The 25,911-nt window shown below is 61.5% G+C and carries 25 protein-coding genes; 13 read left to right on the forward strand and 12 right to left on the reverse strand.

Going from position 1 to position 25,911, the window contains the following annotated elements; translation table 11 throughout:
• Nucleotides 1-107: 107 nt before the first annotated feature.
• Entirely contained in the window at nucleotides 108-2,012 is a 1,905-nt protein-coding gene (locus MUU54_RS20040; protein ID WP_247245737.1) for a HAMP domain-containing methyl-accepting chemotaxis protein, read from the forward strand.
• Between the two features lie 266 nt (nucleotides 2,013-2,278).
• Here the strand turns inward: MUU54_RS20040 and MUU54_RS24665 are convergent, their stop codons facing one another.
• The 5 genes from MUU54_RS24665 to MUU54_RS20060 form a co-directional block, all read right to left on the reverse strand.
• Entirely contained in the window at nucleotides 2,279-2,413 is a 135-nt protein-coding gene (locus tag MUU54_RS24665) for a hypothetical protein (RefSeq protein ID WP_281433412.1), read from the reverse strand.
• Between the two features lie 48 nt (nucleotides 2,414-2,461).
• Nucleotides 2,462-3,130 carry a nucleotidyl transferase AbiEii/AbiGii toxin family protein gene (locus MUU54_RS20045; RefSeq protein WP_247245738.1) on the reverse strand — a complete coding sequence of 223 codons (669 nt, stop codon included), beginning with the start codon at nucleotides 3,128-3,130 and terminating at the stop codon, nucleotides 2,462-2,464.
• Complete coding sequence (locus tag MUU54_RS20050; protein WP_247245739.1) at nucleotides 3,121-4,212, reverse strand: type IV toxin-antitoxin system AbiEi family antitoxin; 1,092 nt, start codon at nucleotides 4,210-4,212, stop codon at nucleotides 3,121-3,123. Before MUU54_RS20050 ends, MUU54_RS20045 begins: the two co-directional genes overlap by 10 nt.
• Nucleotides 4,213-4,642: 430 nt before the next feature.
• The gene (locus tag MUU54_RS20055; protein WP_247245740.1) at nucleotides 4,643-5,773 is read right to left on the reverse strand and encodes a M24 family metallopeptidase; all 1,131 of its coding nucleotides are present in this window, start codon (nucleotides 5,771-5,773) and stop codon (nucleotides 4,643-4,645) included.
• A gap of 42 nt (nucleotides 5,774-5,815) precedes the next feature.
• Nucleotides 5,816-6,517, reverse strand: a complete 702-nt coding sequence (locus tag MUU54_RS20060) for a type 1 glutamine amidotransferase (protein WP_247245741.1) — start codon at nucleotides 6,515-6,517, stop codon at nucleotides 5,816-5,818.
• Between the two features lie 129 nt (nucleotides 6,518-6,646).
• Here MUU54_RS20060 and MUU54_RS20065 point away from each other — a divergent pair, with 129 nt between their 5' ends.
• Nucleotides 6,647-7,411 carry a LamB/YcsF family protein gene (locus tag MUU54_RS20065; protein ID WP_247245742.1) on the forward strand — a complete coding sequence of 255 codons (765 nt, stop codon included), beginning with the start codon at nucleotides 6,647-6,649 and terminating at the stop codon, nucleotides 7,409-7,411.
• 37 nt (nucleotides 7,412-7,448) lie between these two features.
• Here the strand turns inward: MUU54_RS20065 and MUU54_RS20070 are convergent, their stop codons facing one another.
• Genes MUU54_RS20070 through MUU54_RS20090 form a run of 5 tightly spaced genes read right to left on the reverse strand, consistent with a single transcriptional unit; the run spans nucleotide 7,449 to nucleotide 12,085 of the window.
• Nucleotides 7,449-8,390: a 5-oxoprolinase subunit C family protein gene (locus MUU54_RS20070; RefSeq protein ID WP_247245743.1), complete on the reverse strand. Its 942-nt coding sequence runs from the start codon at nucleotides 8,388-8,390 to the stop codon at nucleotides 7,449-7,451.
• Nucleotides 8,387-9,127, reverse strand: coding sequence for a 5-oxoprolinase subunit PxpB (gene pxpB, locus MUU54_RS20075; protein ID WP_247245744.1), 741 nt, complete (start codon nucleotides 9,125-9,127; stop codon nucleotides 8,387-8,389). Before pxpB ends, MUU54_RS20070 begins: the two co-directional genes overlap by 4 nt.
• Before the next feature lie 32 nt (nucleotides 9,128-9,159).
• A complete protein-coding gene (locus MUU54_RS20080) occupies nucleotides 9,160-10,113 on the reverse strand; it encodes an NAD(P)-dependent oxidoreductase (protein WP_247245745.1) in 954 nt (317 codons plus the stop codon).
• Between the two features lie 2 nt (nucleotides 10,114-10,115).
• A complete protein-coding gene (locus MUU54_RS20085) occupies nucleotides 10,116-11,429 on the reverse strand; it encodes a hydantoinase/carbamoylase family amidase (RefSeq protein WP_247245746.1) in 1,314 nt (437 codons plus the stop codon).
• A complete protein-coding gene (locus MUU54_RS20090; protein WP_247245747.1) occupies nucleotides 11,426-12,085 on the reverse strand; it encodes a GntR family transcriptional regulator in 660 nt (219 codons plus the stop codon). Before MUU54_RS20090 ends, MUU54_RS20085 begins: the two co-directional genes overlap by 4 nt.
• 180 nt (nucleotides 12,086-12,265) lie before the next feature.
• Between MUU54_RS20090 and MUU54_RS20095 the strand changes: the two genes are divergently transcribed.
• From MUU54_RS20095 to MUU54_RS20135, 9 genes are all read left to right on the forward strand, one after another.
• Nucleotides 12,266-13,435 (forward strand): M24 family metallopeptidase, encoded by a 1,170-nt coding sequence (locus MUU54_RS20095; RefSeq protein ID WP_247245748.1) that lies wholly within the window; start codon nucleotides 12,266-12,268, stop codon nucleotides 13,433-13,435.
• Between the two features lie 79 nt (nucleotides 13,436-13,514).
• The gene (locus MUU54_RS20100) at nucleotides 13,515-15,065 is read left to right on the forward strand and encodes an ABC transporter substrate-binding protein (protein WP_247245749.1); all 1,551 of its coding nucleotides are present in this window, start codon (nucleotides 13,515-13,517) and stop codon (nucleotides 15,063-15,065) included.
• A gap of 4 nt (nucleotides 15,066-15,069) precedes the next feature.
• The gene (locus MUU54_RS20105; RefSeq protein ID WP_247245750.1) at nucleotides 15,070-16,020 is read left to right on the forward strand and encodes an ABC transporter permease; all 951 of its coding nucleotides are present in this window, start codon (nucleotides 15,070-15,072) and stop codon (nucleotides 16,018-16,020) included.
• Nucleotides 16,013-16,834 carry an ABC transporter permease gene (locus MUU54_RS20110; protein ID WP_247245751.1) on the forward strand — a complete coding sequence of 274 codons (822 nt, stop codon included), beginning with the start codon at nucleotides 16,013-16,015 and terminating at the stop codon, nucleotides 16,832-16,834. The genes MUU54_RS20105 and MUU54_RS20110 overlap by 8 nt, the downstream gene beginning before the upstream one ends.
• Nucleotides 16,831-18,507: a nickel ABC transporter ATP-binding protein NikE gene (nikE, locus tag MUU54_RS20115; protein ID WP_247245752.1), complete on the forward strand. Its 1,677-nt coding sequence runs from the start codon at nucleotides 16,831-16,833 to the stop codon at nucleotides 18,505-18,507. Before MUU54_RS20110 ends, nikE begins: the two co-directional genes overlap by 4 nt.
• A gap of 10 nt (nucleotides 18,508-18,517) precedes the next feature.
• Nucleotides 18,518-19,738, forward strand: coding sequence for a M20 family metallopeptidase (locus MUU54_RS20120; RefSeq protein ID WP_247245753.1), 1,221 nt, complete (start codon nucleotides 18,518-18,520; stop codon nucleotides 19,736-19,738).
• A complete protein-coding gene (locus MUU54_RS20125) occupies nucleotides 19,735-20,952 on the forward strand; it encodes a M24 family metallopeptidase (RefSeq protein WP_247245754.1) in 1,218 nt (405 codons plus the stop codon). Before MUU54_RS20120 ends, MUU54_RS20125 begins: the two co-directional genes overlap by 4 nt.
• A gap of 19 nt (nucleotides 20,953-20,971) precedes the next feature.
• The gene (locus tag MUU54_RS20130; protein WP_247245755.1) at nucleotides 20,972-21,757 is read left to right on the forward strand and encodes an SDR family oxidoreductase; all 786 of its coding nucleotides are present in this window, start codon (nucleotides 20,972-20,974) and stop codon (nucleotides 21,755-21,757) included.
• 54 nt (nucleotides 21,758-21,811) lie between these two features.
• On the forward strand, nucleotides 21,812-22,738 hold the full coding sequence (locus MUU54_RS20135; RefSeq protein WP_247245756.1) for a dihydrodipicolinate synthase family protein: 927 nt from the start codon (nucleotides 21,812-21,814) through the stop codon (nucleotides 22,736-22,738).
• A gap of 41 nt (nucleotides 22,739-22,779) precedes the next feature.
• Here the strand turns inward: MUU54_RS20135 and MUU54_RS20140 are convergent, their stop codons facing one another.
• Nucleotides 22,780-23,289: a YfbK domain-containing protein gene (locus MUU54_RS20140; protein WP_247245793.1), complete on the reverse strand. Its 510-nt coding sequence runs from the start codon at nucleotides 23,287-23,289 to the stop codon at nucleotides 22,780-22,782.
• 61 nt (nucleotides 23,290-23,350) lie between these two features.
• Here MUU54_RS20140 and MUU54_RS20145 point away from each other — a divergent pair, with 61 nt between their 5' ends.
• Complete coding sequence (locus MUU54_RS20145; protein ID WP_247245757.1) at nucleotides 23,351-23,620, forward strand: hypothetical protein; 270 nt, start codon at nucleotides 23,351-23,353, stop codon at nucleotides 23,618-23,620.
• 167 nt (nucleotides 23,621-23,787) lie between these two features.
• On the opposite strand, the gene MUU54_RS20150 is transcribed toward MUU54_RS20145, so the two are convergent.
• Nucleotides 23,788-24,660, reverse strand: a complete 873-nt coding sequence (locus MUU54_RS20150) for a LysR family transcriptional regulator (RefSeq protein WP_247245758.1) — start codon at nucleotides 24,658-24,660, stop codon at nucleotides 23,788-23,790.
• A gap of 103 nt (nucleotides 24,661-24,763) precedes the next feature.
• Here MUU54_RS20150 and MUU54_RS20155 point away from each other — a divergent pair, with 103 nt between their 5' ends.
• Nucleotides 24,764-25,885 (forward strand): alkene reductase, encoded by a 1,122-nt coding sequence (locus MUU54_RS20155; protein WP_247245759.1) that lies wholly within the window; start codon nucleotides 24,764-24,766, stop codon nucleotides 25,883-25,885.
• Nucleotides 25,886-25,911 lie beyond the last annotated feature (26 nt).

The raw sequence follows: 25,911 nt of genomic DNA on the forward strand, positions 1-25,911 counted from the left end.
TTTGGAGATGAACGCAGCCGGTTGCAGCCTTCGTTGAAGAACAGCCAGTTCGTTCACCCTCTACGCTGGCCGAAGATCGCCTTCGGCCTTTTCTCTGGGGGACATGTATGAAATCCTTGAAAGCATTCGGCGTCGTAGGGCGTCTGGCAGCAGGCTTTGCCTTCCTGCTCATATTGATGGTCGGTCTGACGATTTACTCGACCAGGCAAGTCTCCAAGATTGACCAGGACCTCGCAGTTATAAACGACGTCAACAGCGTTAAGCAGCGATACGCGATCAACTACCGCGGCAGCGTCCACGATCGTGCGATCGCCATTAGGGATGTCACACTGGTGACCTCCGAAGAAGAACGCCGCGCAGCAGTCACGCTCATTGATCAGCTAGCTGCCACCTACGCCGAAAACGAGAAGAAGATGTCGGACATCATGGCCTCGGGGGGAGCCGCGGAGGAGACAGTCATTCTTGCGGAGATCGCCGCGATCCAGTCCAAGACCAATCCTTTGGTTGCCGAAATCATCGAACTTCAAGAGAACGGCAATAGTGAAGTGGCTCGCAACGTTTTGCTTGAGCAGGCGCGTCCGCTTTTCGTTGACTGGCTCGGCGCGATCAACAAATTCATCGATTATCAGGAAGCTCTGAATAAGTCGATTGGTTCAGAGGTACGCGAGGCGGCAAGTGGCTTCCGTTCCCTTGCCGTCACGGCACTGGGACTTGCTGTCGTTTTGGCCCTTGGTGTCGCCGCGCTCACGGGGCGTTCGATCGTTGCGCCACTCAGCAAACTGCAGGAATCTCTGAAGTCGATGGCAGGCGGTAACCTTCAAGGCGATCCTTCCCTAGAGCGTCGCCGCGACGAGATCGGGAAGCTGGCGAGGGCTGTCGCAGCGTTGCGTGATACCATTGCTGCAAAAGCACTTCAGGATGCCGATGACGAGGCACGAAGAGCGGCGCAGGAGCGCACGAGGATGGAGACGGAAGCGGTGCAGCGCCAATCGCTCGCGGATCAGACGGATGCGGCGGTCAGGCAGCTTGCGGATGCGCTTCAGGCTCTGGCGAGCGGTGACCTAACTCGTCGAATCACGACGCCTTTCATTCCATCGCTCGACCAGCTTCGCACCGACTTCAACGACGCTGTCGAGAAGCTTAATGCTGCTATGCGAAACGTCGCCGAGAACGCCAATGCCATAGCGTCAGGTGCCCAGGAGATAAGGTCGGCGTCTGACGATCTTGCACGAAGGACGGAACAGCAGGCGGCGTCAGTCGAAGAAACCGCGGCGGCACTGGAGGAAATCACCACTACCGTGGCAGATTCTAGCAATCGTGCGCAGGAAGCAGGTCAACTCGTGCGCCAGACCAAGGAGAATGCCGAACACTCGGGGCGGGTCGTTCGTAATGCAGTCGACGCGATGGGTAAGATCGAGGCCTCCGCTACCGAGATTGGCAACATCATCGGGGTGATCGACGAGATCGCCTTCCAGACGAACCTTCTTGCGCTGAATGCTGGTGTTGAAGCTGCACGTGCAGGCGAGGCCGGAAAGGGATTCGCTGTCGTCGCACAAGAAGTACGCGAACTGGCGCAACGCTCAGCCCAGGCCGCTAAGGAGATCAAAGCGCTAATCAACACGTCAAACGACCATGTGAAGAGTGGCGTGACCCTTGTTGGAGAGACCGGCAAGGCGCTCGAACAGATAGTTGTCCAGGTCCAGCAGGTAGATGGGAACGTGGGCGCTATTGTAGAAGCGTCCAGGGAGCAGTCGCTGGGCCTAAAGGAGATCAACACCTCCGTTAATTCGATGGATCAGGGGACACAGCAGAACGCTGCCATGGTGGAACAGGCAACAGCGGCTGCGCACAAGCTCGCTTCCGAGGCGCAAGCATTGTTCCAGTTGCTCTCGCAGTTCAACATAGACGGCAAATCATCCACGAGCGATACGCCTACGACCCTGAGGTCAGTCGCGTATAGCAAGCAACAGATCGCTCACCCAAGCATCCACAAGATCAGCTTGGTTGGCTAGGTCCAGATACCTCAACCTGCTACTGCGCATCGCTATTGTAAGTTGCGCAGTAGCTCTAAGATAAGGCCCCCTGATTCACAGGTTGTGCGTTACCTCGCCATTGGGCGTATGTCTGCATTGGGCCCGACTCCGGACCAAAGAGGCAGGGCGGTTGGTTCGATTCTCATCAACTGCCATACCGTATGTGGCCCGAGTTTGCAGCCCGTCCGATTACTGTGATGAAGCACGAAGTTCGATGATTGGGGCCTGCGACAGCCGGACAACTTTCATCTGGTCAGCCCGAGCGCGGTCATCCAAGCGTGTACCTGGCCGAAAGCATCAGTCTGCCACTGCTCCGGCGTGCGCTCGCCGATATGGGGCGTTCCCTCGACGAACTGGCGCACCCATACCGGTCCGATCATATCCTTTTTGCGAATTTCTCCGCGATTCCTATATAGCCTTCGAGGGCGTCATCGATGTCGAGCAGCGGACGACAGACCTCCGCAAGCGCCGTCGTAGTTGCGGATACAATAGTATACGTCATAGGCGTCTTTGCGCTTGTGGCGGCGCATGAGTGCATGGCCCTTCATGGCAAGCAGCGCTGGTATCGAGGCGACGGCAATTTGCACTCGATTATGCCCACCGCCAGGCATCTCGCCTTCGATCGCCGTCAGCTGATGAAAGCGCACGGCGAGCTCCGCACCTGAAGCGCGCTGCACCGCGAATTCCGACAAAAGAGGTGGTATGTTCTTCTCGATCTCAGCACCGCGCGGCATCAGGAAGTCGACAATGACGTCAACGGGCAGCCCCCCATCGGCCACGTTAATTGTGCGAACCAGCTGGAACCGCCGGTGCTCCGCGCTCTGCGCGTAACCATGGCCCATGAGGGCTTCGACCAACCGCACATATTCGCCGTCGCCAAGCGCCTCCGCGTCCAGCGTCAGGTCAATGTCGATCGTGCCGACGTGCTGCATGTCGTCGGCTTCCAGAAGCAGCCACGGCACCGCTCCGCCGACAACGGCGAATTTACTCTCGAAGCTCCCAAGGATCTGCCCGATCTCCATGAGCGCGGATTTGACTGCGTCGCTGACGCGGTCGGTGTAGTCGGCAGCGGACTGTGGATCAGGCGCTAATGCCATTTTAGCAACTTTTCTCGCAGATGTTCAGCAGCCTCGCGCCCTCGATCATCGAGATGCGAAAGGTCAAGATAGGTGAGGACCGGTGAAGATACGGGTGGCGCTCCGGGAATCTTGACACGCTCCTTCAGAATGGCCGGATCATCCGGTTCGATGACTTCGACATTGGCGCCGCTCTTCGATGGCTTCAGCTTCAGCGCCTCGATCAGTTCCGGCATGACTACCGGGTCCGCATAAAGCGTCTTCATGCTGCCGCGCAAATATGGAGCGAGCCACTGCGCTGCCGAAAGACCACCAAGCATCGCGTGTCCTGCAATGTGGGGCCGGTCCAACGCTTCGCGAAGCGTCTCCTCCCACTGGCGCCCATGGAGGACACTGTACCAGAACGACCGCTTACCACGGACCGGCTCGTAGGAGTCGCGCCAGGCATCTAGCAAGGCGTCCGGAGCGGTCAGGTGAAGGCCTTCATCATCGACCTTTGCCCACTCCCTATCGCGAAGTGCCGATCGGACATTGCTCACATGGCCGAGGCTGACTTCTGAGGCCCCGGCAAGATCATTGACCTTCCAGGCTCGGGTAGGATCGCGCAAAAGCGTGCGCAGTACCTGTCCCGCCTTCGGCGAGAACACGGCACGGTAGTTGCGCGCCGCCGGCTTCGGTTTCTCAGCTGTTTCCCGCTCGATATAGACGCCGTCGAAGGCTATCCGGCAGTTGCCGGCAAGATCGAGCCAGCTCATTCCCGCCTCGGCGCAGATCTCGCGGGACTCGGGAGATAGCCACGAGGCCGCGACGACGGGCACAACGACATCGGCATCCTCTTGGAGCCGATATCTCGCTATATAGGCATAGAGCTGATCAATCGCGCTTCGGACCTGACGCGGGTATGCTGGCTCTTTCACCTCGCAGACCAGCGTAACTGTACGGTCTGCCATTTTGACATGCGCGAGAACATCAGGGCGCGCCAGCGGCATATAGCGGCTGTTGCTCATGTCCCAGTCGTTGTTGATTGACTCGACTTCAAGTGACGGAATCCGTTCTAGCTGCTGGCGCAGGGCGCCAGCTATCTCGTATTCAATCTCTTTCACTCGTCTGTAGGATTTCATTGGCGAGTGAAATATGCTATTTCGGTGAAATTGACAACTGATTTCAGGATACCACACCATTTCACTGGATAGTGAAATTAGGAGTTTCAGTGAATTGCCGCGGCTGCTCGCCCCATGCTACGTAATAGCCAATGTGTCAAAGGCTTAGCTAAGTAGCGGACATACCAGCGGTTCGCATCCTTTCAAGGCGTTGCAGATAATAATACCACGCCTTTCGGGAGCGGCATTATCCAGCGCGGCCACTTGCGATCCGGCCACGGCACGCTTACGAGCTACAAAAACCGCACAGCCTTCGCCGCAGTGCCGTCAGGTGTCCCAATGGAGTTTGCTGCTAATTGATGCCATGGTGTGAGTTCCTTTCCGATCACTTGCGTACCAGGCGCCTTCCTATGGGAGTAGCCGCCTCCCGCCCTCACTTGACGAAGAGCTGGCGCGGGAAATTGGTCAGCTTTTCGTAGCCGGTTCCGGTGATGGTTATCGTCTCCGACATGCCGAAGCCGCGGGCGAGCACATAGGTATGGAAGGTCTGCCCGGGCTCGAAGGTCCAGCTGCTGCCGGCGGCGGCTTCTAGCGGCTCACCGCCGTTCGGTTGCAGCAGCAGGCCGACCGAATAGAAGGTCTTGTTGGTATAGGTTTCGCGTAGACCGGCGGAAAGAACGCCGTTGCGGTAGATGGCGTCGGGTACGCTGGCCGAGACACCGGGTTTCACCTCGCGCATCGCCATATCTTGGATGGCGATTAACTGCTCCACGACCTTGTAGTCGTCGTCCTGTACGGGTCCGACCCTGATAGGGCGCATGAAGCGGGCGTGGTAATGCTTGACGTTCGGGGTCGTCTCGATCTGGATAATGTCGCCTGCCTCCAGCACGCGATCGGAATAACCACCATGCAGATGGAAGGCGCGCTCACCGGAGGACATGACGCCGGGACCCGGCAGGTCGGAGCCGGCACGGATCATCGCGGCACACACTTCGGCTGCCATTTCGCGCTCGGTGACGCCGACGCCGGCCGAGTCGATCGCGGCCTGCATGCCAGCTTCCGCAGCTCTTGCGGCGCGACGCTGATAGGCGATTTCGGCGGGTGACTTGATGAGGCGCATCTGCGGCGTCATCAGGCTCTCGTCCTGCCAGACGATGCCGGGGAGAGCGGATTTCAGGTATTCGTAGCGACCGGCCGACAGTGGCCAGGCGGAGAGCTCGATGCCGAGTCTGGCCGTCTTGCCGATGCGACTTTCGATGGCTCCGGCTGCCACCGCCATGCGGTCGTCGCTATCCGTCCACATCACCCGGTCGGAAAAGACGCAGGTGCTGTCGAGATAATATTCCTCGACGTCGCGGCAGAACATGGTCGGTTCGCCCTCGGCCGGGATGATGGCGAATTGCAGCGTGCCGTAGGCGCGGGTGAAATAGCCGGTCAGCCAGGTGACGGTTTCCGGCAGGAAGGCGACGAGGCCGTCGAGCTGCTTCCTCTTCAGTTCGGCCTGCACGCGGGACAGGCGGGAGAGAAATTCTTCGCGTTCGAACCAGTAGGCAGGCGTTACCATCGTCATTCCTCGATCGGGTATTCTTGAAGCGGGTCCTTGGGATCAGGCGTTCTGGACGAGTTCGGCAAAGCGGGTCAGCATGGTCTTTGCTTCGGAAGCTTCATGGGCCCGCGCCTTCAGGTCGTCGATATCGGCGCCGTCCTTTTCCATCCGCTCGCGGTTCTCCTCGAACCAGACGACAGCCTGGGCTTTGGTGACTTCCGGGTGGCCCTGAATGCCCCAGATATCCTTGTCCTTGTAGCGCCAGACCTGGTTCGGGCAGTCGTCGGAATAGGCGAGGACCGTCATGTCCGGATGGTCGGCCTTCACCTCGTCATTGTGCCAGACGAACATGTAGGCGTTGTCGACGATGTCGCGGCAGAGCTTGTCGGTCTTGGCCGCTTCCGTGAGCGGCAGGTCCTTGTAACCGATCTCGCAATACGAGCGGCGGAACACCTGGTCGCGACCGCACAGAGCCGAGCCGAGGATCTGGCTGCCGAAGCAGATGCCGAGCATCGGAATTTCCATCTCAGCCGCTTCGCGGATCAGATCGTGCTCGCGCAGGATGAAGGGCACGTCCTCGTAAGCGCCGTGCGGGCTGCCGGAGAAAAAGATGCCGTCATAACCGTTGAGCGAGGAGGGGAACTGGCCGTCATAGGCCCAGTAGCGATCGACCTGCAAGCCCCAGTTCTCGAACCGATCATCCAGTTTGGCAACCGACTGAAACTTGCGCCCGTTGCCGAGATAAAGAAGGCGTCCCGCCATGTCATTCCCCGTTTTCGAAATCTGCGCACCATTGGTATACCAGCGGTCTTTAAGCTGCAATCGGGAATTCGTGGCATTCTGCGGCGGGTCTGCTATGCATCTGTCCGACATGCCGACAAGGGATCAAACATGCGCGTCGACCTCAATTCGGATCTCGGTGAAGGTTATGGCCCGTGGACGATGGGCGATGATGCCGCGATGCTCGATATCGTCAGCACGGCCAATATCGCCTGCGGCTTCCATGCCGGCGATCCCGACATCATGCGTGCCACCGTCCGGCTGGCGAAGGAGCGCGGCGTCGCCTTCGGCGCCCACCCCGGCTACAACGATCTGATCGGTTTCGGCCGCCGGCGCGTGCCGGGTTTGAGCCTTGCAGAGATCGAATCGCTGGTCGCCTATCAGGTGGGGGCGATGGCGGCGATCGCGGCACTGGAAGGCCATCCGATGACCCATGTAAAGACGCATGGCGCGCTCGGCAATGTCTCGGCGGATGACGATGCGACGGCGCTGGCCGTCGGCCGCGCAATCAAGGCCGTCGATCCGAAACTCGCCTTCATGGTGATGCCGGGTACGGCCACCGCGCGGGCTGCAGAGAAACTTGGCCTGACGCCGATCAACGAAATCTACGCCGACCGCACCTATGCCGACAGTTTCAACCTGTCGCCGCGCTCCGAACCCGGTTCGGTAATCCATGATCCGGACCTGCTCGTCGAACGCGTCATCTCCATGGTGTGGGAAGGATGCCTGACATCGACATCCGGCAAGCGGTTGGAAGTGCCGATCGGGTCGATCTGCGTACATGGCGATACGCCCGGCGCCGTCGCAATGGCGCGGCAGCTTCGTGCGGCCCTGGAAAAGGCCGGCTGGACGATCGGCTCGTCGGTGCATCCATAAGCGGGGAAGGCGCGATTGAGGTCGGACATTGTAGCGGTCAGCGCGTCTTGCGTAGGTCGCCAATCACGGCGGCAAGTCGCTGCTGGCTTCCAAGGAAAAGCTCCTCCGCCATGTCCGCTGAGATGGACCGGAACATAAAGCGGCTGCCGGCCGGCATCTGGGCAAGGCGCGTCAGGTCGGACGAGGTTACCGTCGCGATCTTCGGATACCCGCCCGTCGTCTGGCCGTCGGCCGTGAGCACAATCAGCTTACCCGATCCTGGCACCTGGATTGAGCCGAGGACGGTTGCATCGGAGACGATGTCGTGACCCTTGAAGGCTTCCGTCTTGGGGCCGTCGAGCACCATAGCCATTCGGTCGCGCGACTGGGTGACGGTAAACGGCTTAGTCAGGAAGGCACGCCAGGCGTTCTCGTCGAAGTAATCGTCCTGTGGTCCGGGCACGATCTGGATCGGGCCGGATCGGCGCAGATACGGTGTGCCGAGCATGCGGGGCGAAAGGTCGGTCGGGGCGCCGATCGGCAGGGTATCGCCGGCCGCAAGCGCCCCGCCGTCCAGACCGCCGACGCCGGTTCTGAGATGGGTGGACCTGCTGCCGAGCACCGGCGCGATGGTTATGCCGCCGGAAATCGCGATGTAGCCCCATACCGAGCCCTGCATTTCGCCGACCGACAGAGTCTCTCCGACTCCGAGGACATGGCTTTCCCAAGTGGTTACCGGCTTGCCGTCGATCTCGACCGTACAAGCGCCGCCGGTAATGGCGACGAGAACATCCCGGTCTGCGGAAAAGCTGCCGCCCATCAGGGCAAATTCGATCGCGGCGGCTTCAGGATCGTTGCCGACCAATGCATTGCCGATGGCATGTGCGCCGCGGTCGACGGCGCCGGAGGTCGAGACGCCGCGGGAGCGATAGGCGTAGCGGCCGCCGTCCTGCACGGTCATCAGCGGGCCATGCTTGAGAATGGTAAGGAGAGCGGTCATTCGGCGATCTCCTTTACTGCGGCAGTTCCGGCCGTAACCTTTGCGTCCAGTTCCTTTGCCTCATCGGCATCGATGCCGCGGAAACGGATTCTGTCGCCGGCCTTCACGAGGAAGGGTTCCGGCCGGGCGGCGTCGAACAGCCTGAACGGCGTGCGGCCGAGAAAGCGCCAGCCGCTCGGGCCGGGAACGGAATTGATGCTCGACTGCCGCCCGCCGATCCCGATCGCGCCGGCCTCGATCCGCTGACGCGGCACGGCAAGCCGCGGCGTATGCAGGATCTCCGGCAGGCCGCCGAGATAGGCGAAGCCGGGCGCGAAGCCGATCATGTAGACGCGGTATTCGGCAGAAGCATGCATGGCGATAACTTCGGCCACGCTCATATTCTTCATCTTCGCCAGTTCATCGAGATCGGCCTGATGCTCGCCGCCGTAGAAGACCGGAAATTCCAGCAGCCGGCCTTTATGCCCAACGGCTCCGCCACGCGTCGCGAGCTGCATCAGTTCGTCGCCGAGGGCTGCGCCACGGATCTTGCGCGGATCGTAGATCACCGTCAGCGAGCGATAGGTCGGGATGGTTTCGAGAACGCCGTCGACCGGCTCCGCGGCAAGCGAGGCATCGAGCGACAGGACTTCGAGGTTCGCCGTCTCGGTTATCGCATCGGAAAACTCAATGCCGATGGCGCGGTCGCCGCAGCGCAGGATACGGGGATAGGAAATCTCTTTGCCGGGCTGAGGCATGTGGGGCATCACTTCAATTTACCAAGTCGCGATCAGGGCCCGGCTCCCGGAACTCGGCCGATGGCCTTGAGTTCGGCCAGCACCTTGCCGGCGATCTGAAGGCCGGTCTTCTCCAGTGCCTCATTCGTCGAGCCGCCGATGTGGGGAGTTAGCACAAGGTTCGGGCAGTCGAGTAGGGGATGGCCGGAAATAATCGGCTCGACCGTCAGCACGTCAAGGCCGGCGCCGGCGATCATGCCATCCCTCAATGCCGTCGCAAGGGCATCTTCGTCGATCAGCGCGCCGCGGGCGGTGTTGATCAGAATGCCATTCGCTCCGATCAGGGCCAGCCGGCGAGCATCGATTACGGGTGTTGCCTGCGGAATGCCATGCAGAGAGACGATATCCGCCCATGCGCAGAGGCTGTCGAGATCGGGCGAGAAAAGGATGCCCTGCTCCGCCAGTTCCTCGGCCGGCGTGAAGCGGGAGACCGTAGCGACCTCCATACCGAAGGCCCTGGCGATGCCGGCGACCAGTTTCGCGATATGGCCGTAGCCAACCAGCCCGAGCCGCCGGCCGGAAAGTTCGAAGGTCCGGTGCTTCTGGCTGAACAGATGATCGCCGCTGCGGGAAGCCTGATCGGCGGCAACCAGCGAGCGGGCGCAGGTCAGCATGAGGCCGATGGCAAGTTCGGCCACCGACTGGGCATTGGCGCCCGGCGTGTTGGCGAGAGGAATGTCGCGCGCGGCGAGCGATGCCTTGTGCACCTTGTCCGTACCGGTGCCATGCACGCCGACCATCCTGAGATCGGGCGCGGCCGCAATTTCCTCCTCGGAGAGGCCGTGATTGCGGGTGATCACCGCTCGGGCCGTGGCGAGATACGGCTCGAGGTGGGCAAAGGCGGTGGACGCGGCGACATGAACGACGAGCCCCGCATCTTCCAGCAGGCGGACCGCGCTTTGCGCGATCGGCTGGACGATCAGGCAGTCGCAACGAGGCGCGTCCATGGTCAGGCCTTCAAAGGCGGATCGAGGCACAGCGCCGAGACGAGGCGTGCGGCCTCGGCAAAGTCCGCGATATCCATGTGTTCGTCGGGATTATGGCTGCCATTGGCATTGCGGATGAAGACCATGCCGGTCGGCACGCCGGCATCGGCGAATACCGCCGCATCATGGCCGGCGCCGCAGGCCATGGTCTCGGTCTCGATGCCCTGTTCCCTGGCGAAGTCCGACAGCGCCGTGACGATCGAGTCATCCATCTTCGCCGACTTGCTGTCGGTCAGGCGGCCGAGTTCGAATTTGACGCGGTGCTCGGCCTCGATGCGGGCGACGGTTTCGATCACGATCGCCTGCATGCGGGCCAGCGTCTGCGGCTCCTGGCTGCGGACATCCAGCGAGAAGCTGAGCTTGCCGGCGATCTTGCTGAAGGCGGCTTCGGAGGGATCGGTGGAGAACTGGCCGAAGGTGACGACGAGGTCGGCACCCTCCGCCTGCAGTCTGTCCCATGCCTTGTCGAGTTTAGTCACGAGTGCCGAGGCCGCGCGCACCGCGTCGCTGCGATATTCGCGCGGCGTGGCGCCGGAATGGGCATAGACGCCGATGCATTTCGCCTCGCGGTAGCGGAACGATCCGCGGATGCCGGTGACGATGCCGACCGGAATTTGTCTTTCGAGGAGAACCGGGCCCTGTTCGATATGCGGTTCGATGAACATCGCTATATCGGCCGGGTCGAGATAGGATTTGCCGGAGCGGAGGAATTCCGTATCGCCGCCGGCGGCATCGATGGCGGCGCCAAGCGAGATTTGATCGGAGGATCGCTTGACCTGATCGAGTTCCTTGCCCGTCAGGCGCCCGAGCGCCGCGCGGCTGCCGACATAAGAGGCGCCGAACCAGGTGCTTTCCTCGGCGCGAACCGCCATCACGGTGATGTCGCGCGGCGGGCGGATGCCGGCGCGGACATAACCGGAGACAACCGACAGGCCGATGAGCACGCCGGCAGCGCCGTCGAAATTGCCGCCCATCGGCACGGAGTCGAGATGCGATCCGATGAAAATGCCGGGGCGCTTCTCGCGTCCCTTCATCCTCATGTAGAGATTGCAGCCCGGATCGGTCTTCACTTCGAGCCCGAGCTTGCGAGCCTCGCGACGCACCATGTCATGGGCGATCTGTTCACCGAGGCCATAGGAGGTGCGGGTGATGCCGCGGTTGGTTCCCGTGCGTCGCTTCAGCTCGTCGAAAAGACGTTCGGCCAGCTGGATATCCACCGGGGCCGAATCGCTGGTCGCGGACTGATCCATCCCGGCGCTTTCTGCCAAACCTGTCATGCGCGGGTCAGTCTCCCGATAATACTGTCTCTGACGTGGTCGAGGTGGAGGCGCATGGCCTGGGCCGCGTCCTCGCCGCGCCCCTCGCGCAACGCGCCGACAATGTCGAGATGCTCGCGGCAAGTCGTTTCGAACCGTTCCGGCATGCTTCTCAGGTCGAAGATCTGCGTCTGGCGGCGCAGGGTGCGGATGATCTGACCCAGTTGCGGGTTGCCGGCCGCATCGCCAATGCCGCCATGGAGGCGATCATCGACGTCGCGGACCGAACCGCGATCAGGCTTGCCTTCGCCGTCTTCAGGATTGCCGAGAAGGCTTTTCAGGTCCGCCTCGAGTTCGTCGAGTGCAGCAGTCGGCATGCGGCCGGCCGCCAGGCGTGCCGCTTCCGGCTCGAGCAGCTGGCGGATCTGCAGGGCATCCATGTAATCCTCGATGCGCATCTGCTTGACCTGTAGGCCACGGCTGCCCTGGCGGATCAGAAGGCCTTCGCCTTCAAGCATCAGGAGCGCATCGCGGATCGGCGTGCGCGACATGTTCAGCGTGTCGGCCAGGCGGCGCTCGGTCACCATTGCGCCCGGTTGCGCTGCACCGGAAAGGATCAGGTTCAATATCTGTTCGTAGGCCTGCAGCGCCAGCCGCTTATCGGTTTCAACCAGCATAAGTATCCTGTCCCTCCCGTGCGGAGACGGCTTCTAATAATTGTCTGGTGTCACACGCGATGCAGTTGTCACCAATCGGAATTTTTGTATTCCGCTGGTTGACGAGTGGTATACCAAAACGTAGTGTCATGCAACATCGAGCTTTGACGATCTTGTCGAAAGGCCCTTCGCGTGAGTGCAATGCCGCAACCGAACCTTCCTTTCTCCCGGGAAGAGCATCTGCAGCGTCAGGATAAGCTGCGGGCGGAACTTGCGGCGCGGGGCGTAGAGGCAATGCTCGTCTTTGCTCAGGAGAGCATGTACTGGCTGACCGGTTACGACACCGGGGGGTATGTTTATTACCAGTGCCTGGTCGTTCCGACCGACGGTCGCCAGCCGGTTCTTCTGACCCGTCGCCCGGATTTCGTGCAGGCGAAGCAGACCAGCATCATCGAAGATATCCGCATCTGGTGGGATGCCGAGGACGCCAACCCGGCCGCCGACCTCAAGATCATCCTCGATGAGCTCCGCCTCGGCGGCAAGAAGATTGCTATCGAGCTCAATACCCATGGCCTGACCGGCTGGAACCTCTACCGCACCCAGCAGACGATCGGCGACTGGTGCCAGCTGGAAGATGACCGTCACCTGGTCCGCTGGCTGCGCGTCTGCAAGTCGCCGGCCGAAATCGAATATACCCGCAAGGCGGCCCGCATTCTCGACACGTCGCTGAATGCCGTCATTGCCGCTGCCAAGCCCGGCATTCTCGACAGCGATCTGAAGGCCGTCTACCTGACCTCGATCCTGGGGCAGGGCGCCGACATGCCGCCGAATGCGCCGTTATTCAATTCCGGTCCGCGGGCCGTCTACGGCCGCGGCGTTTCCGATCCGCGCCGGCTGGAGGAGCAGGACCAGATCCTCGTCGAATATCCGGTCGCCTACCGCCGCTACAACGTGAAGACCGAGTGGACTATCCTGTTCGGTCAGGCCTCCGATGCGCATCGCAAGATGTACGATGTCGGCATAGAGACGCTTCGCAAGATGACCGAGATCGCCCGCCCGGGCACGACGCTCGGCGAGATCTTCGACGTCTATGCCGACGGTCTCGACAAGGGCGGCTACAAGCGGGCCCGTTACGGCGCCACCGGCTACTCGGTGGGCTGCACCTTCGCGCCCACCAGCATGGACGTGCCGCCGATGATCTATTCCGGAAATCCGACCGTCTGCCAGCCGGGCATGACGCTGTTCTATCACGTGATGAACGGCGATGCCGATACCGGCCTGGCCATGGGCGTCGGCCATACGCTGCTCGTCACCGACGGTGTGCCGGAAGTGCTCACTGGCCTGCCGGACGAACTGACGGTGATCCGCTGACGAACACAAAATCCCGCCGGGAAAATCATAAAAATACTGCCGCCCGGCTCTCTGTCGAACAAACTTTTTAGAGGGCAAAATGACAACTTTCATGATTTCCCGCCGCACCATGGTCATGGGCCTTGCTGCAACGGCACTTCTTCCCGGCATCAACATCACCGACGCGCTGGCGGCTGAAACGCCGAAGGCTGGCGGCACGCTGAAGATCAGCCACTCGACCCGCATCGCGACGCTTAATGTGCTCAACTGCTCCGGCCCGGCCGAATACCCGGTCGTCGACATGCTCTATTCGGGTCTCACCCGCATGGGGCCGGACAACAAGCCGATGGCGGATCTCGCCGAACGTTGGGAAGGCAGCGAGGACGCCAAGACCTTCACCTTCTATCTGCGCCAGGGTATCGTCTTCCATGACGGCACGCCGTGCACGGCCGATGACGTCGTCGCCACTTTCCAGGCGATCCTCAATCCCGACATTCCGGCCGCTGCCCGCTCTGTCCTCAACATGATCGACAAGATCGAGGCAGTGGACCCGTCGACCGTCAAGTTCACGCTAAAGACGCCGTTCGCCGATCTGCCGATCTCGACGGCCCATGCCAATGCCCGCATCATCTCAAAGGCCGCTCTCTCCGGCCCGCGCGAAAAGCTCGACACGACGGCCAACGGCACCGGCCCGTTCAAGCTCGAAACCTATGACAGCGCCCGCTTGGTTCGCCTCGTCAAGAACGAGAACTATTTCATCAAGGGCAAGCCGCATCTCGACGCCGTCGAAATGATGCTGTTCCCTGATCTCGCCGCCGAAAGCGCCAACTTCCTCTCCGGCGCGGTCGATGTCATGCTCGTCGTCCAGCAGGCCGATTTCCAGCGCATCGCCGACGCGACTGGCATCACGGCGCAGCGCATCCCGTCCGGTCGTTTCGTCAACATCACCATGCGCCAGGACCAGAAGCCGTTCGATGACGTGCGCGTCCGTAAGGCGCTCGCCATGGCGGTCGATCGCGAAATGATGGTGGATCTCGTGCTTGAAGGCCTCGGCCGACCTGCCTACGACAATCTCGTCTCGCCGGAATTCCCCTATGCAATCGAGACGCCGCGGATCGCCTACGATCCGGAAGGCGCCAAGAAGCTGCTGGCCGAAGCCGGTTATCCGGATGGCATCAAGATCAAGCTCGTTGCGTCGAACCGCCCGGCCATCCGTGCCCAGGTGGCGATCGCGCTGAAGCAGATGGCGCTGCCTGCCGGCTTCGACATCGAAGTCGAGACCATGCCGCACGATACCTATCTCGCCAATGTGTGGATGAAGGGTCAGTTCTACATGGGCTATTGGGGCATGCAGGCCACCGAGGACGCGACGTTCAACCTGCTCTTGACCTCCAACGCGTCCTATGAGGACACGGCCTGGAAGAACGCCGACTTCGACAAACTCGTTTCCGATGCGCGTGCCACCGTCGATCCGGCCAAGCGCAAGGAGCTTTATGCCAAAGCTCAGCAGCTGCAGCTCGACGAGACGCCTTACATCGTGCCGATCTTCGAAGACATTCTGACCGCCAGCGGCAAGGGCGCGGAAGATTGGACGATCGCGCCGCTGTCGCGCTACTACTATATCGAAAACGTCTGGCTGAATAAGGCCTGATCGCATGAGCTGGGGCTATCTTATCCGCCGCTTGCTGGCCGTTTTTATGGTGCTGGCGATCGTAACCTTCGCCGTGTTCGCAATCACGACGATGCTGCCGGGCAATGCAGCGATCATGATCCTGGGAGAATATGCCACCCCGGACGCGGTCGCGGCACTCGAAAAGCAGCTGCATCTGGATCAGTCCTGGTACATGCAATATTACAGCTGGGTCTCCGGTATTCTACATGGCGACTTCGGCACTTCGCTCCGCCTTTCCTTGCCGGTGACCCAGGTTGTCGGCGAGGCCTTCGCAAACTCTGCCCTGCTGGCGGCGACGGCCCTGGTCGTCGTCACCATCACGGCCATTCCGCTCGGTGCACTGGCCGCAATCAAGCGCGGCACGGCCATGGACCTTGGTCTCGGCCTGTTCAGCTATCTCGGCACGGCGCTGCCGGAATTTGTGACGGCGACCCTGCTTCTGGTGTTCTTTGCGGCCCCGCAGCAGGGTATTTTCCCGGCAGGCGGCTTCGTCGCGCCGTGGGAAAGCCTCGCCGGTTTCGGCGCGCATGTGGTGCTTCCAGCCGCAACGCTCGGCCTTGTCCTGATGGCCCACATTTCCCGCCAGGTGCGGTCGGAAATGTCGGAAGTGCTGCATTCCGACTATATCCGCGCGGCACGGCTGAAGGGGTTGACCGAAAAGCGGGTCATCCGCCGGCATGCGTTGCCTAACTCGCTGGCACCTGCCGTTGCTGTCATCTCGCTCGATATCGGATATCTGCTCGGCGGCATCATCGTCGTCGAGGAGATCTTTGCCTGGCCGGGCCTTGGTCGCCTTCTGATCTACGCACTCGAAAACCGCGACCTTCCCGTCATCCAGGCCGTGACCCTGCTTCTCGCGACGGTCTATGCCCTGTCCAATCTCCTGTCGGACATCGTCATCGCTTTGCTCGATCCGAGGGTTCGCTATGCGTAATTTCTTCTCCACCCCCACCGCCATAGTCGGCACGGCGCTTCTTTCGGTCGTCTGCTTCGCGGCGATCTTCGGACCTTGGATCGCACCTTATGATCCGCAGGCCTTCGATCCGCTGAACCGCCTTCAGGGACCGTCGCCTGCGCATTGGTTCGGAACCGATCAGTTCGGCCGCGACCTCCTGTCCCGCATCCTGAACGGCGCGCCTTCGACCGTCACTTTCGGCGTCGGCGCAACACTGATTGGCGTCGGTATCGGCTCGATAATTGGCGTCGTCGCCGGCGTTTCCGGCGGGTGGGCCGATTCCACCATCATGCGCATCCTCGACGGGTTGCTGGCCGTGCCTGACCTGCTGTTCACGCTGCTGATCGTCACCATCTTCGGCGGCGGCATGGAACATGCCATGCTCGCCGTCGCCATTGCCTTTGCTCCCGGCATGGCCCGTATTGCGCGCAGCGCCGTTCTTTCGGTGCGCACCCGCGACTATGTGCGGGCGGCTGTCGCCCGCGGCGAATCCGGCTTCTATATCGTCGGCGCGGAAGTGCTGCCCAATGCGCTGAGCCCGATCGTCGTCGAAGCGACCATCCGCGTCTCCTTCGCCATCATGATCGGTGCGACGCTCGGCTTCCTCGGCCTCGGCGCCCAGCCGCCGAGCACGGAATGGGGCCTGATGGTGGCGGAAGCCCGCCAGTTCATGTTCCGCAATCCCTGGTGCGTCGCTGTTCCCGGTCTGTCGATCGCCATCGCCGCCCTCGGCTTCAATCTTTTCGGCGACGCCCTGCGTGACAGCCTCGACCCCAAGAGGAGCCACGGATGACAGCGCAGACCTTGACCAAGGACGCTCCTATCGCCGCCGTCGAAAAGTCGGCCCTGTCGATCATTGACTATTCGCTGGCCTACAAGACCGCCAACGGCCTTATTCCGGCCCTGCAGAACATCGACCTGACGATCCCGAAGGGCAAGACGGTCGGCCTCGTCGGCGAATCCGGTTCCGGCAAGTCGTCCATGGCCTGGTCGATCATGCGCTATCTGCCGTCGAATGCGGTCGAGACGGGTGGCGCCATTCGCCTCGCCGGCGAAGAACTCCTCGACTACACGCCGTATCAGATGATGGACATCCGCGGCCGCCGCATGTCGATGGTCTTCCAGGACCCTTCGACCTCGCTCAATCCGACGATCAAGCTCGGCGAGCAAATAGCCGAAGTGCTGATGCGCCATCGCGGCCTCACCAAGGCGCAGGCCTGGGCGGAGGCAGAAGCCGCACTTGGCCGCACCGGCATCACACGCCCGAAGGAAATGCTGCAGCGGTTTCCGCATGAGGCATCCGGCGGCGAAAAGCAGCGTGTGGTCATCGCCACCGCCTTTGCCTGCGAGCCCGAGCTGATCATCTTCGACGAGCCGACCACGGCGCTCGATATCCTGACCGCCCGGCAGATCCTCGACCTGTTCAATCAGCTGCGCGAGGAGACCAATGTCTCGGCGCTCTACATCTCGCACGATCTCGGACTGGTTTCTCGCGTCGTCGATCGGGTGTCGGTTATCCACAAGGGTATCATCGTCGAGAGCGGGTCGGTGCAGGAGGTGTTTCGTCGTCCGAAGGCCGATTATACGCGCCAGCTGATCGGCGCGGTGCCGGACCCGGATCGCTGGGTCGGCGTGGATGCGCCGGGCGAGCCGAAGACGCTGCTCCGAATCGACAAGGTCGGCGTGCGCTACGGTGCGCCGACGAAACTCCAGGCGATGTTCTGGCCGACGGATGCCGAGACAGTGGGCTTCTGGGGCGCGAAGGATATCAGCATCGATGTCCGCAAGGGTGAACTGCTCGGCGTCGTCGGCGAAAGCGGCTCCGGCAAGTCGACCATCGCCAAGGTGCTGGCCGGCCTTCAGGATTTCGAAGGCAAGCTCGATTTCGACGGCAAGGCGATCACGTCACGCAACGCGATCGACCGTGCCTATCGCCGCCGTGTCCAGATCGTCTTCCAGCATCCCGATGCCTCGCTCAATCCGCGCCACAGGATCGGCACGATCATCGCCCGGCCGCTGAAGCTCTACGGCATCGTGCCGAAGCATGAGATCAAGGCGCGCGTCGCCGAACTTCTGGAAATGGTGCGCCTGCCGGCAAGCTATGCCGACCGCCTGCCGCACCAGCTGTCCGGCGGCGAGAAGCAGCGCGTCGCGATCGCCCGCGCCTTTGCCGCCGAGCCGGAACTGGTCATCTGCGACGAGGTGACGGCCGCACTCGACGTCTCGGTGCAGGCGGCGGTCGCCGAGCTGCTGGTCAAACTGCAGAGAAATACGGGGGCGGCCTGCGTCTTCATCACCCACGACCTCAATCTGATCCGGCAGCTCGCCCACCGCATCGCGGTCATGCATCACGGCAAGCTGGTCGACTTCTTCGACCGCGTCGATGCGCGCTCGGTGGACCGCGATCCCTATGCCAAGGCGTTGCTCGATGCCGTCCCGGTCCATGCCGGCGAGCCCGAAGCCTGAGGAACATCCTATGACGAGTGTAACGGAACTGGTCGGCAAGGTGGATGAAAAGGCCTGCCTGGATATCCTCGCCGACATGGTGCGCCACAAGAGCTACTCGGAAACGCCCGGCGAGCGTGTGCTGGCCGAGCATATGGCGAATGTGATGCGGGGCATGGGGCTTGAGGTCGAGCTCCAGCCGGTCGTCGGCGAGCGGGTCAACGCGATCGGCATTTGGCGCGGCACGGGCGGCGGCAAAAGCGTGCTGTTCAACGGCCACCTCGACACCAATCCGGCGACCGAGGGTTGGACCGTCGATCCGTGGGGCAGCGTGGTGGACGACGAGTTCATCTACGGCATCGGCGTTTCTAACATGAAGGCCGGCGATGCCTCGTCGCTGTGCGCCGTCAAGACGCTGATCGACAACGGCATCCGCCTCAAGGGCGATGTCATCCTGACTTATGTCATCGGCGAGCTGCAGGGCGGCATTGGTACACTGCAGGCGGTGCGCGCCGGCACGCGGGCCGACTACTTCATCAATTCGGAACCGACCGATCTGCAGGCGATCACCATGCATGCGGCGGCCTTCACCTTCATCATCGAGCTGGAAGGCGTCACCCGGCATCTGTCCAAGCGCGAGGCTGCCGTCGATGCAATCCGCGCCGCCTGCGAGCTGATCCCCGAACTCGGCGACATGACTTTTTCCGACGCGCCAACCGCGGAGCACCGGTCGGTCAACCGCGTCCATGTCGGCGTCATGCATGGTGCGCTCGGACGCGACCTGCATGAATGGCGCCCGCCGCAGGTGGCCGATTTCGTCCGCCTCAAAGGCTCCGGCCGCTATGGACCGGGCCAGACGCGCGAAAATGCGCTGGCCGACATCCAGAAGGTGCTGGATGGGCTTTGTGAACGCCATCCCGGCATGAAGGCGAAGGTTTTTGCCGAGACGCGCAATGACCAGCCCACCATGCCGGCCTTCGCCGTCGACAAGGATGCCAGGATCGTTAAGTCGATCAACGCGGCTTACGAGGCCGTGCGCGGTGAAAAGCAGCCGACCGGCGCCATCGCGCCGCCGGCCTTCTTCGGTACCGATGCCGGGCATCTCTGGGCCGAGGGCGGCATGGAGGGCATCGTCTGCGGCCCCGGCGGTCGTTACAACACCATGCCGGATGAGCGGGTCGATATCGTCGATTATCTCGACATGATCCGCATCTATCTGATCACTATGACCGATATCTGCGAGATCGCATGACCCTTTACGTCCCCCAGGAATTTTCCGCCCGCACCCGCGGCGGCCGCGACGTTCTACTGAAATTCGAAGCAGCCGAGTTTGCCGGCCGGCTGGCCGCCACCCGCCGCCGCATGCGCGAACGGGGTCTCGATGCCTTGATCGTCTTCGCCCAGGAAAGCCACTATTGGCTGACGAGCTACGACACCGCCGGCTACGTCTTCTTCCAGGCAGGCCTCGTGCTCGCGGACGATGGCAGTGATACCGTGCTGCTGACCCGCACGCCGGACCTGAGGCAAGCGAACGTCGCCTCGCTTTATGAGGAGGTTCGCGTCTGGCTAAACTCCGAGGATGCCAACCCTGCCAACGACCTGCGGGCCATCATGGCGGAGAAGGGCCTCGCCGGTAAAAAGGTCGGCGTCGAATATGCGACCTATGGCCTGACCGGCGCAAATGCCCGCATTGTCGACACGGCGTTGGACGGCTTCTGCGCCACCGAGGATGCCTCCGACATCGTGCGCACCGGCCGGCTGGTAAAATCCGCCGCCGAGCTGCAGCATGTGCGGATGGCCGGCAAGCTTGCAGACGCTGCGGTGCGCGCGGCGATCGATGTGACCAAGCCCGGCATCCCGGACACCGTTCTTTCCGGTGCTGCGCTCACTTCGATGCTGGCCGGAGGCGGCGATATTCCCTCCGGCGGCCCGCTGGTCAATTCCGGCCCGCGCGCGCTCTACGGCCGCGGCATCGGCGGCCCGAGGCTGATCGAGGAGCAGGACCAGATCCTGCTCGAGCTCGCCGGCTCCCATTGTCGCTACCACGTCGTGATCGAGCATACGCTGGTGACCGGCAAGCCGGACCCGCGCCAGCTCTCCATGCTCTCCGTCGCCAAGGAAGCGCTCGATCGGATCAAGGATGCCGCGAGGGCAGGGGCAGCACTTGGTACGTTGGACGATATCCACCGGAAGGTGCTCGACAACGCCGGCTTCGCCAAGGCGCGCTATGCAGCCTGCGGCTATGCGCTGGGTTGCACCTTCAAGCCAACCTGGATGGAAGTGCCGCCGATGATCTATTCCGGCAATCCCTTGATCATCACGCCGGGCATGGTGTTCTTCGTCCACATCATGATCCCTGACGCCGAGACTGGACTGACCGCCGGCGTCGGCCAGACATTCGCGATCACCGAGAGCGGCGCTCCGGAAGTCTTCAGCGACCTTCCGGTCGAACTCTACTGCTGCTAAACTTAGAGGGCATGCCCCCATGGATCTGAAACTGAACGGCAAGACGGCGCTGGTGTTCGGCGCCGGCGGTGGCTTGGGCGGAGCGATCGCCCGCTCGATGGCGGCTGAAGGCGCCAATGTCGTGGCCGCAGACATCGACGAGGTCGCGGCCTGCAAGACCGCCGATGCCATTTCCGAAGTTGGCCAGAGCGCCGTCGCTCTGCAATGGGATATCGGCGATCTTTCCGTACTGGAAGCCCGGCTGGCGAAGGTTGCCTCGGTCTTCGGCCCGGCAGACATCCTCGTCAACAACACCGGCGGCCCGCCGCCGACGCCGGCCGTAGGGCAATCGGCAGAAACCTGGTCGAAGTATTTCGACAGCATGGTGCGCTCGGTGATCGCGGTGACCGATGCCGTACTGCCCGGCATGCGCGAGCGCGGCTGGGGCCGCGTCATCACCTCGACCTCGTCGGGTGTCGTCGCCCCCATCGCCAACCTCAGCATTTCCAACAGCCTGCGCATGGCGCTGGTCGGCTGGTCGAAAACGCTTGCTCGCGAAGTGGGACGTGACGGTATCACTACCAATATCGTGTTGCCGGGCCGCATCGCCACCGGACGCATCCTGTTCCTCGACGAGCAGAAGGCCAAGCGCGAGAACCGCAGCGGCGAGGAGGTGTCTGCCGATAGCACCGCTTCGATCCCGGTCGGACGATATGGCGAACCGCAGGAATATGGCGATATGGTCACCTTCCTCGCAAGCCCGCGCGCATCCTACATCACCGGCTCGGTCATCCGCATCGATGGCGGCCTGATCGCCAGCATCTGAACGACAAGACCACCCGGCACACTGCCGGGAGAATTTTGCCCAGGAGGGGAAACCATGACTTTCTCGACACAATCGAAAGGCGTCTACGCCATTGCCGCCACCCCGTTCCACGACGACGGCACGATCGATTTCACCTCAGTCGACAAACTGACAGATTTCTACCAGGAGAGCGGCTGCACCGGCATCACCATCCTCGGCATCATGGGCGAGGCGCCGAAGCTGGAGCCGGATGAAAGCCGGGCGATCATCAAGCGGGTGGTCGAACGCGCAAAAGTGCCGGTCATCGTCGGCATCTCAGCTCCCGGCTTCGCCGCCATGCGCTCGCTTGCGAAAAGCTCGATGGACATGGGTGCTGCCGGCGTCATGGTCGCACCGACCCCTGCGCTCAGGACCGACGACCAGATCGTCAATTACTTCGCCAGCGCCGTCGAGGCGATCGGTGACGACGTGCCCTGGGTCTTGCAGGACTATCCGCTGACGCTCAACGTCGTCATCTCGCCGGGCGTGATCGCCAAAATCATCAGCGACCACCCGTCCTGCCTGATGCTAAAGCATGAGGACTGGCCGGGTCTCGAAAAGATCTCGAAGCTCCGCGCCATGCAGAAGTCTGGCGAGCTTCGTGAGTTCTCGATCCTCTGCGGCAATGGCGGCATGTTCCTTGACTTTGAACCGGAGCGTGGCGCAGACGGCGCGATGACCGGCTACGGCTTCCCGGACATGCTGACCGAGCTCGTCAACCTTTCCGCAGCCGGCAAGCGCGACGAGGCGCACGACCTCTTCGATTCGCATCTGCCGCTGATCCGATATGAACAGCAGCTCGGTGTCGGCCTGGCCGTGCGCAAGCACGTGCTGAAACGCCGCGGCGTCATTGCCTCGGACGCCCAGCGCAAGCCGGCGCAGATGCCGACGCAGACAGCGCGCGCCGAGGTCGATTACCTACTGGAGCGTCTGGCAAAGCACGACAAGCGCGCCGCCATCTGAGGCAATCGCCGAAACCCGACGGTAACGGAGAAAATCACCCTTTACCGTCGGAATACTACTTGTGGTCGACGCTGACCAACGTTTCGAAGCCGGCGCGGTATCCGAAGAGTGCGATCCCCCGGGCATTGCAGGCGATGCCCAGGATGCGTCATAGGGAAAGCCGTCATAGGGAAAGCCGTCGGAGGGGTAGCCGTCCCGCGGAGCTTCTGGCCGAAAGCCGCGACGGCCTTAGCAAAGCGGACTTCTTGCGTTGCCGCACTGAAATCGGAAGTGGCATTGGCTTTGGTCACCGGCGTGGTGATGAACTTGCTGGTGCCGGCATCCCGCTGCTTGTAGCGGATATTAATGAAGGCGAGTTTGCCGGAGGGTGATGCAGACGGCGCGGCTGATCGCGCCGAGTGGTAGCCAACCGGGTCGTTGAGCACGGCCTGATTGCCCTTCGGCGTCACCTCGTAGAACGCCGCCACGGTATAGCCGGAGCCGATATCGCCAGCATCGAGGCGGTCGTTGTTGAAATCCTCACGTTTGGGTGCCCGCGTCTCATATCCGATTAGGCGATCTTCTCCGGACTGAACTCGACGTGAATCTTCACGTCCTAGGCGATCGAAAACAGTGCCGACCCGGCTTCATCCACCCGAGCCTTCGGGCTTCGACAAGCATGTCGATATGGGGCGCCGTACCGTTGCCGTTCTGGGCAAGAATCTGCATCAGGATGTCGTTCAGATCGCCCAGGCCAAAGCCGAGCACCGAAAGATAGATCCCATTGCGGCGGCGGGCCTTGATCATCCGCTTCAGATCCTCGTTGCTGGACGGCCCGAGGTTGAAATCGCCATCGGCCGCCAAGCATTTGCACTGCGAACTTATGGATTTTCATTAGTTTAACGAGAACGAAGGGCAACGGAGCCAATAGACTGCGAAGGGAAGCGTGACCCGCGAGAACGATCAGGCCAACCACCATGAGAAAAGAGCCTGACCCAAATGCCCGATTAGGGAAGCAGACATTCTGCAATTGATCGTCCATTGTATTGCAATCCGGCCTTCAGGTAATCTCAGACTAGACTTCTCTGAAATCTGTCGAGAAATACCCGAAGCTTGGGCAGGACCTGTCGCCGCGACGGGAATACGGCCCAAATCGCCAGATCGCGTGGTGAGACACCGTGGATGTGGACTGGTACAAGACTGCCGTTGGCAAGCTCCTCCTTAACGTCCCAAGCCGAAAGTTGGGCAAGCCCCAAGCCCGATACGCAGGCCGACAGAAAACCATCGACACCGCTCGAAGAGAATCGGCAGCCCACACGAATCGAGCGCTCTTTCCCGTTCAAAAGGAACTGCCAATGGGTGAAGTTCGTGAACGTCAGGCATTCATGATGTTCGAGATCGTCGATGGTCTCGGGTGTTCCATTTCTTTCGAGATAAGATGGCGCGGCATAGATCAGCTTGGGATTGTCCACGAGCCGCCGTGCGATCAGCCCAGAATCTTTCAGCGGCGCGATTCTGATAGCAAGATCGACCCCTGAGGCAACGATATCGACTATCGAATCATTGAGATCGAGGTCGATCTTCAGCCCAGGATTCTCGTGAAGCAGATCGCCGATGATCGGCATGATGCGCTTCCGCCCCAATGTCACAGGCGCTGTGACACGGAGCAATCCTGTTGCTCCTCCTTCACTTGGAGTAAGTGTCGCTCGCGCAGCTTCCTGAGTATCGATGATTTCGCAGGCAAACGGAAGAAAGGCCTCACCTTCCGGCGTCAGCGCCAAGGACCGTGACGTGCGGTGAAACAAGCGAACGCCCAGTTCCTCCTCAAGAGCCGCTAGTCGCCTCGTTGTGGACATGGGGGTTAGCTTGAGATGCTTGGCTGCTCCAGCCAGGCTGCCCGTGCGCGCCGCGCTCAGGAAAACTTCAAGCTCTTCGGAATCCATCGACACCTAACGATATACGTTATCATGCATCACATTTCGCACGGATAGTAACAAATACCGCGAGCCACTACGTTTTGTCTATAGCAACCCTAACGAGGTCCTGATGACGAACGATCCTCTTTTTAATCCCTTGAAGCTCGGAGCTCTTAATCTCTCACATCGGGTAGTCATGGCTCCCCTGACCCGGATGCGGTCAATGCAGCCGGGCAATGTTCCTTATGATCTAAACGCGGAATACTACGGTCAGCGCGCCAGCGAAGGCGGCCTTCTGATCACCGAGGCCACTGACATCAATCCCCAGGCGCACGGATATAACTCGGTTCCTGGCATCTACACGCCGGAACAGATTGACGGCTGGAAGGGTGTGACGGCTGCGGTTCACGCCAAAGGCGGGATGATTGTGAACCAGATTTGGCACGTTGGTCGTGTGTCCCATACCTCACTTCAGCCCGAAGGGGCGTTACCTGTGTCCCCTTCTGCAATCGCAGCCCCGGGCGAAATCTTCACCTCCGAAGGCCAGTCTGTTCCCTTCGAAACACCGCGTGCACTGGAACTGGCAGAGATTGAGGCTATTAAGGTTGACTTCGTTCAGGCCGCAATGAACGCCCGCTCGGCAGGATTTGATGGTGTCGAAATCCATGGCGCGAACGGCTATCTGATAGACCAGTTTCTGAACGACGGTAGCAACAAGCGCACTGACCATTATGGCGGTCCACTGGAGAACCGCGCTAGGTTCCTTTTCGAAGTCGTTGACGCGGTTGGAGCGACGATCGGTAGCGAGAGGATCGGCGTTCGACTATCGCCATGGTCAAACATCCTCGGTATGACGGACAGCGATGGGGTCCGACTCTGGGAATACGTTATCCGGGAACTTGGCAAGCGCGGCATTGCCTATCTCCACCTGATTGAACCGCGCGCAGACTTCACAGACGATGAGAAGCCGCTCAACATGGATGCCCCGGACGTGGCCTATCTCTTCAAGAAGGCATTCGGTGGTCCAATCATCTCGGCGGGCGGTTTCCAGCCGGAAACGGCACGCGCGGCAGTCTTGGCGGGAAATTCCGATGCGATCGCCTTCGGCCGCCCGTTCATCGCCAATCCGGACCTGCCGGAACGGCTACGTCTCGAAGCGCCGTTGAACAAGCATATTCGTGCGACATTCTACGGTGGCGGCGCTGAGGGTTACACGGACTATCCATACATGAGCCGCGCGGCCGCCGAATAGGCTTTCGGGTAGACAATATGCCCACC

It is taken from the genome of Pseudorhizobium tarimense (genome assembly GCF_022968135.1).
In the GTDB taxonomy this organism is placed as follows: Bacteria; Pseudomonadota; Alphaproteobacteria; order Rhizobiales; family Rhizobiaceae; genus Neorhizobium; species Neorhizobium tarimense.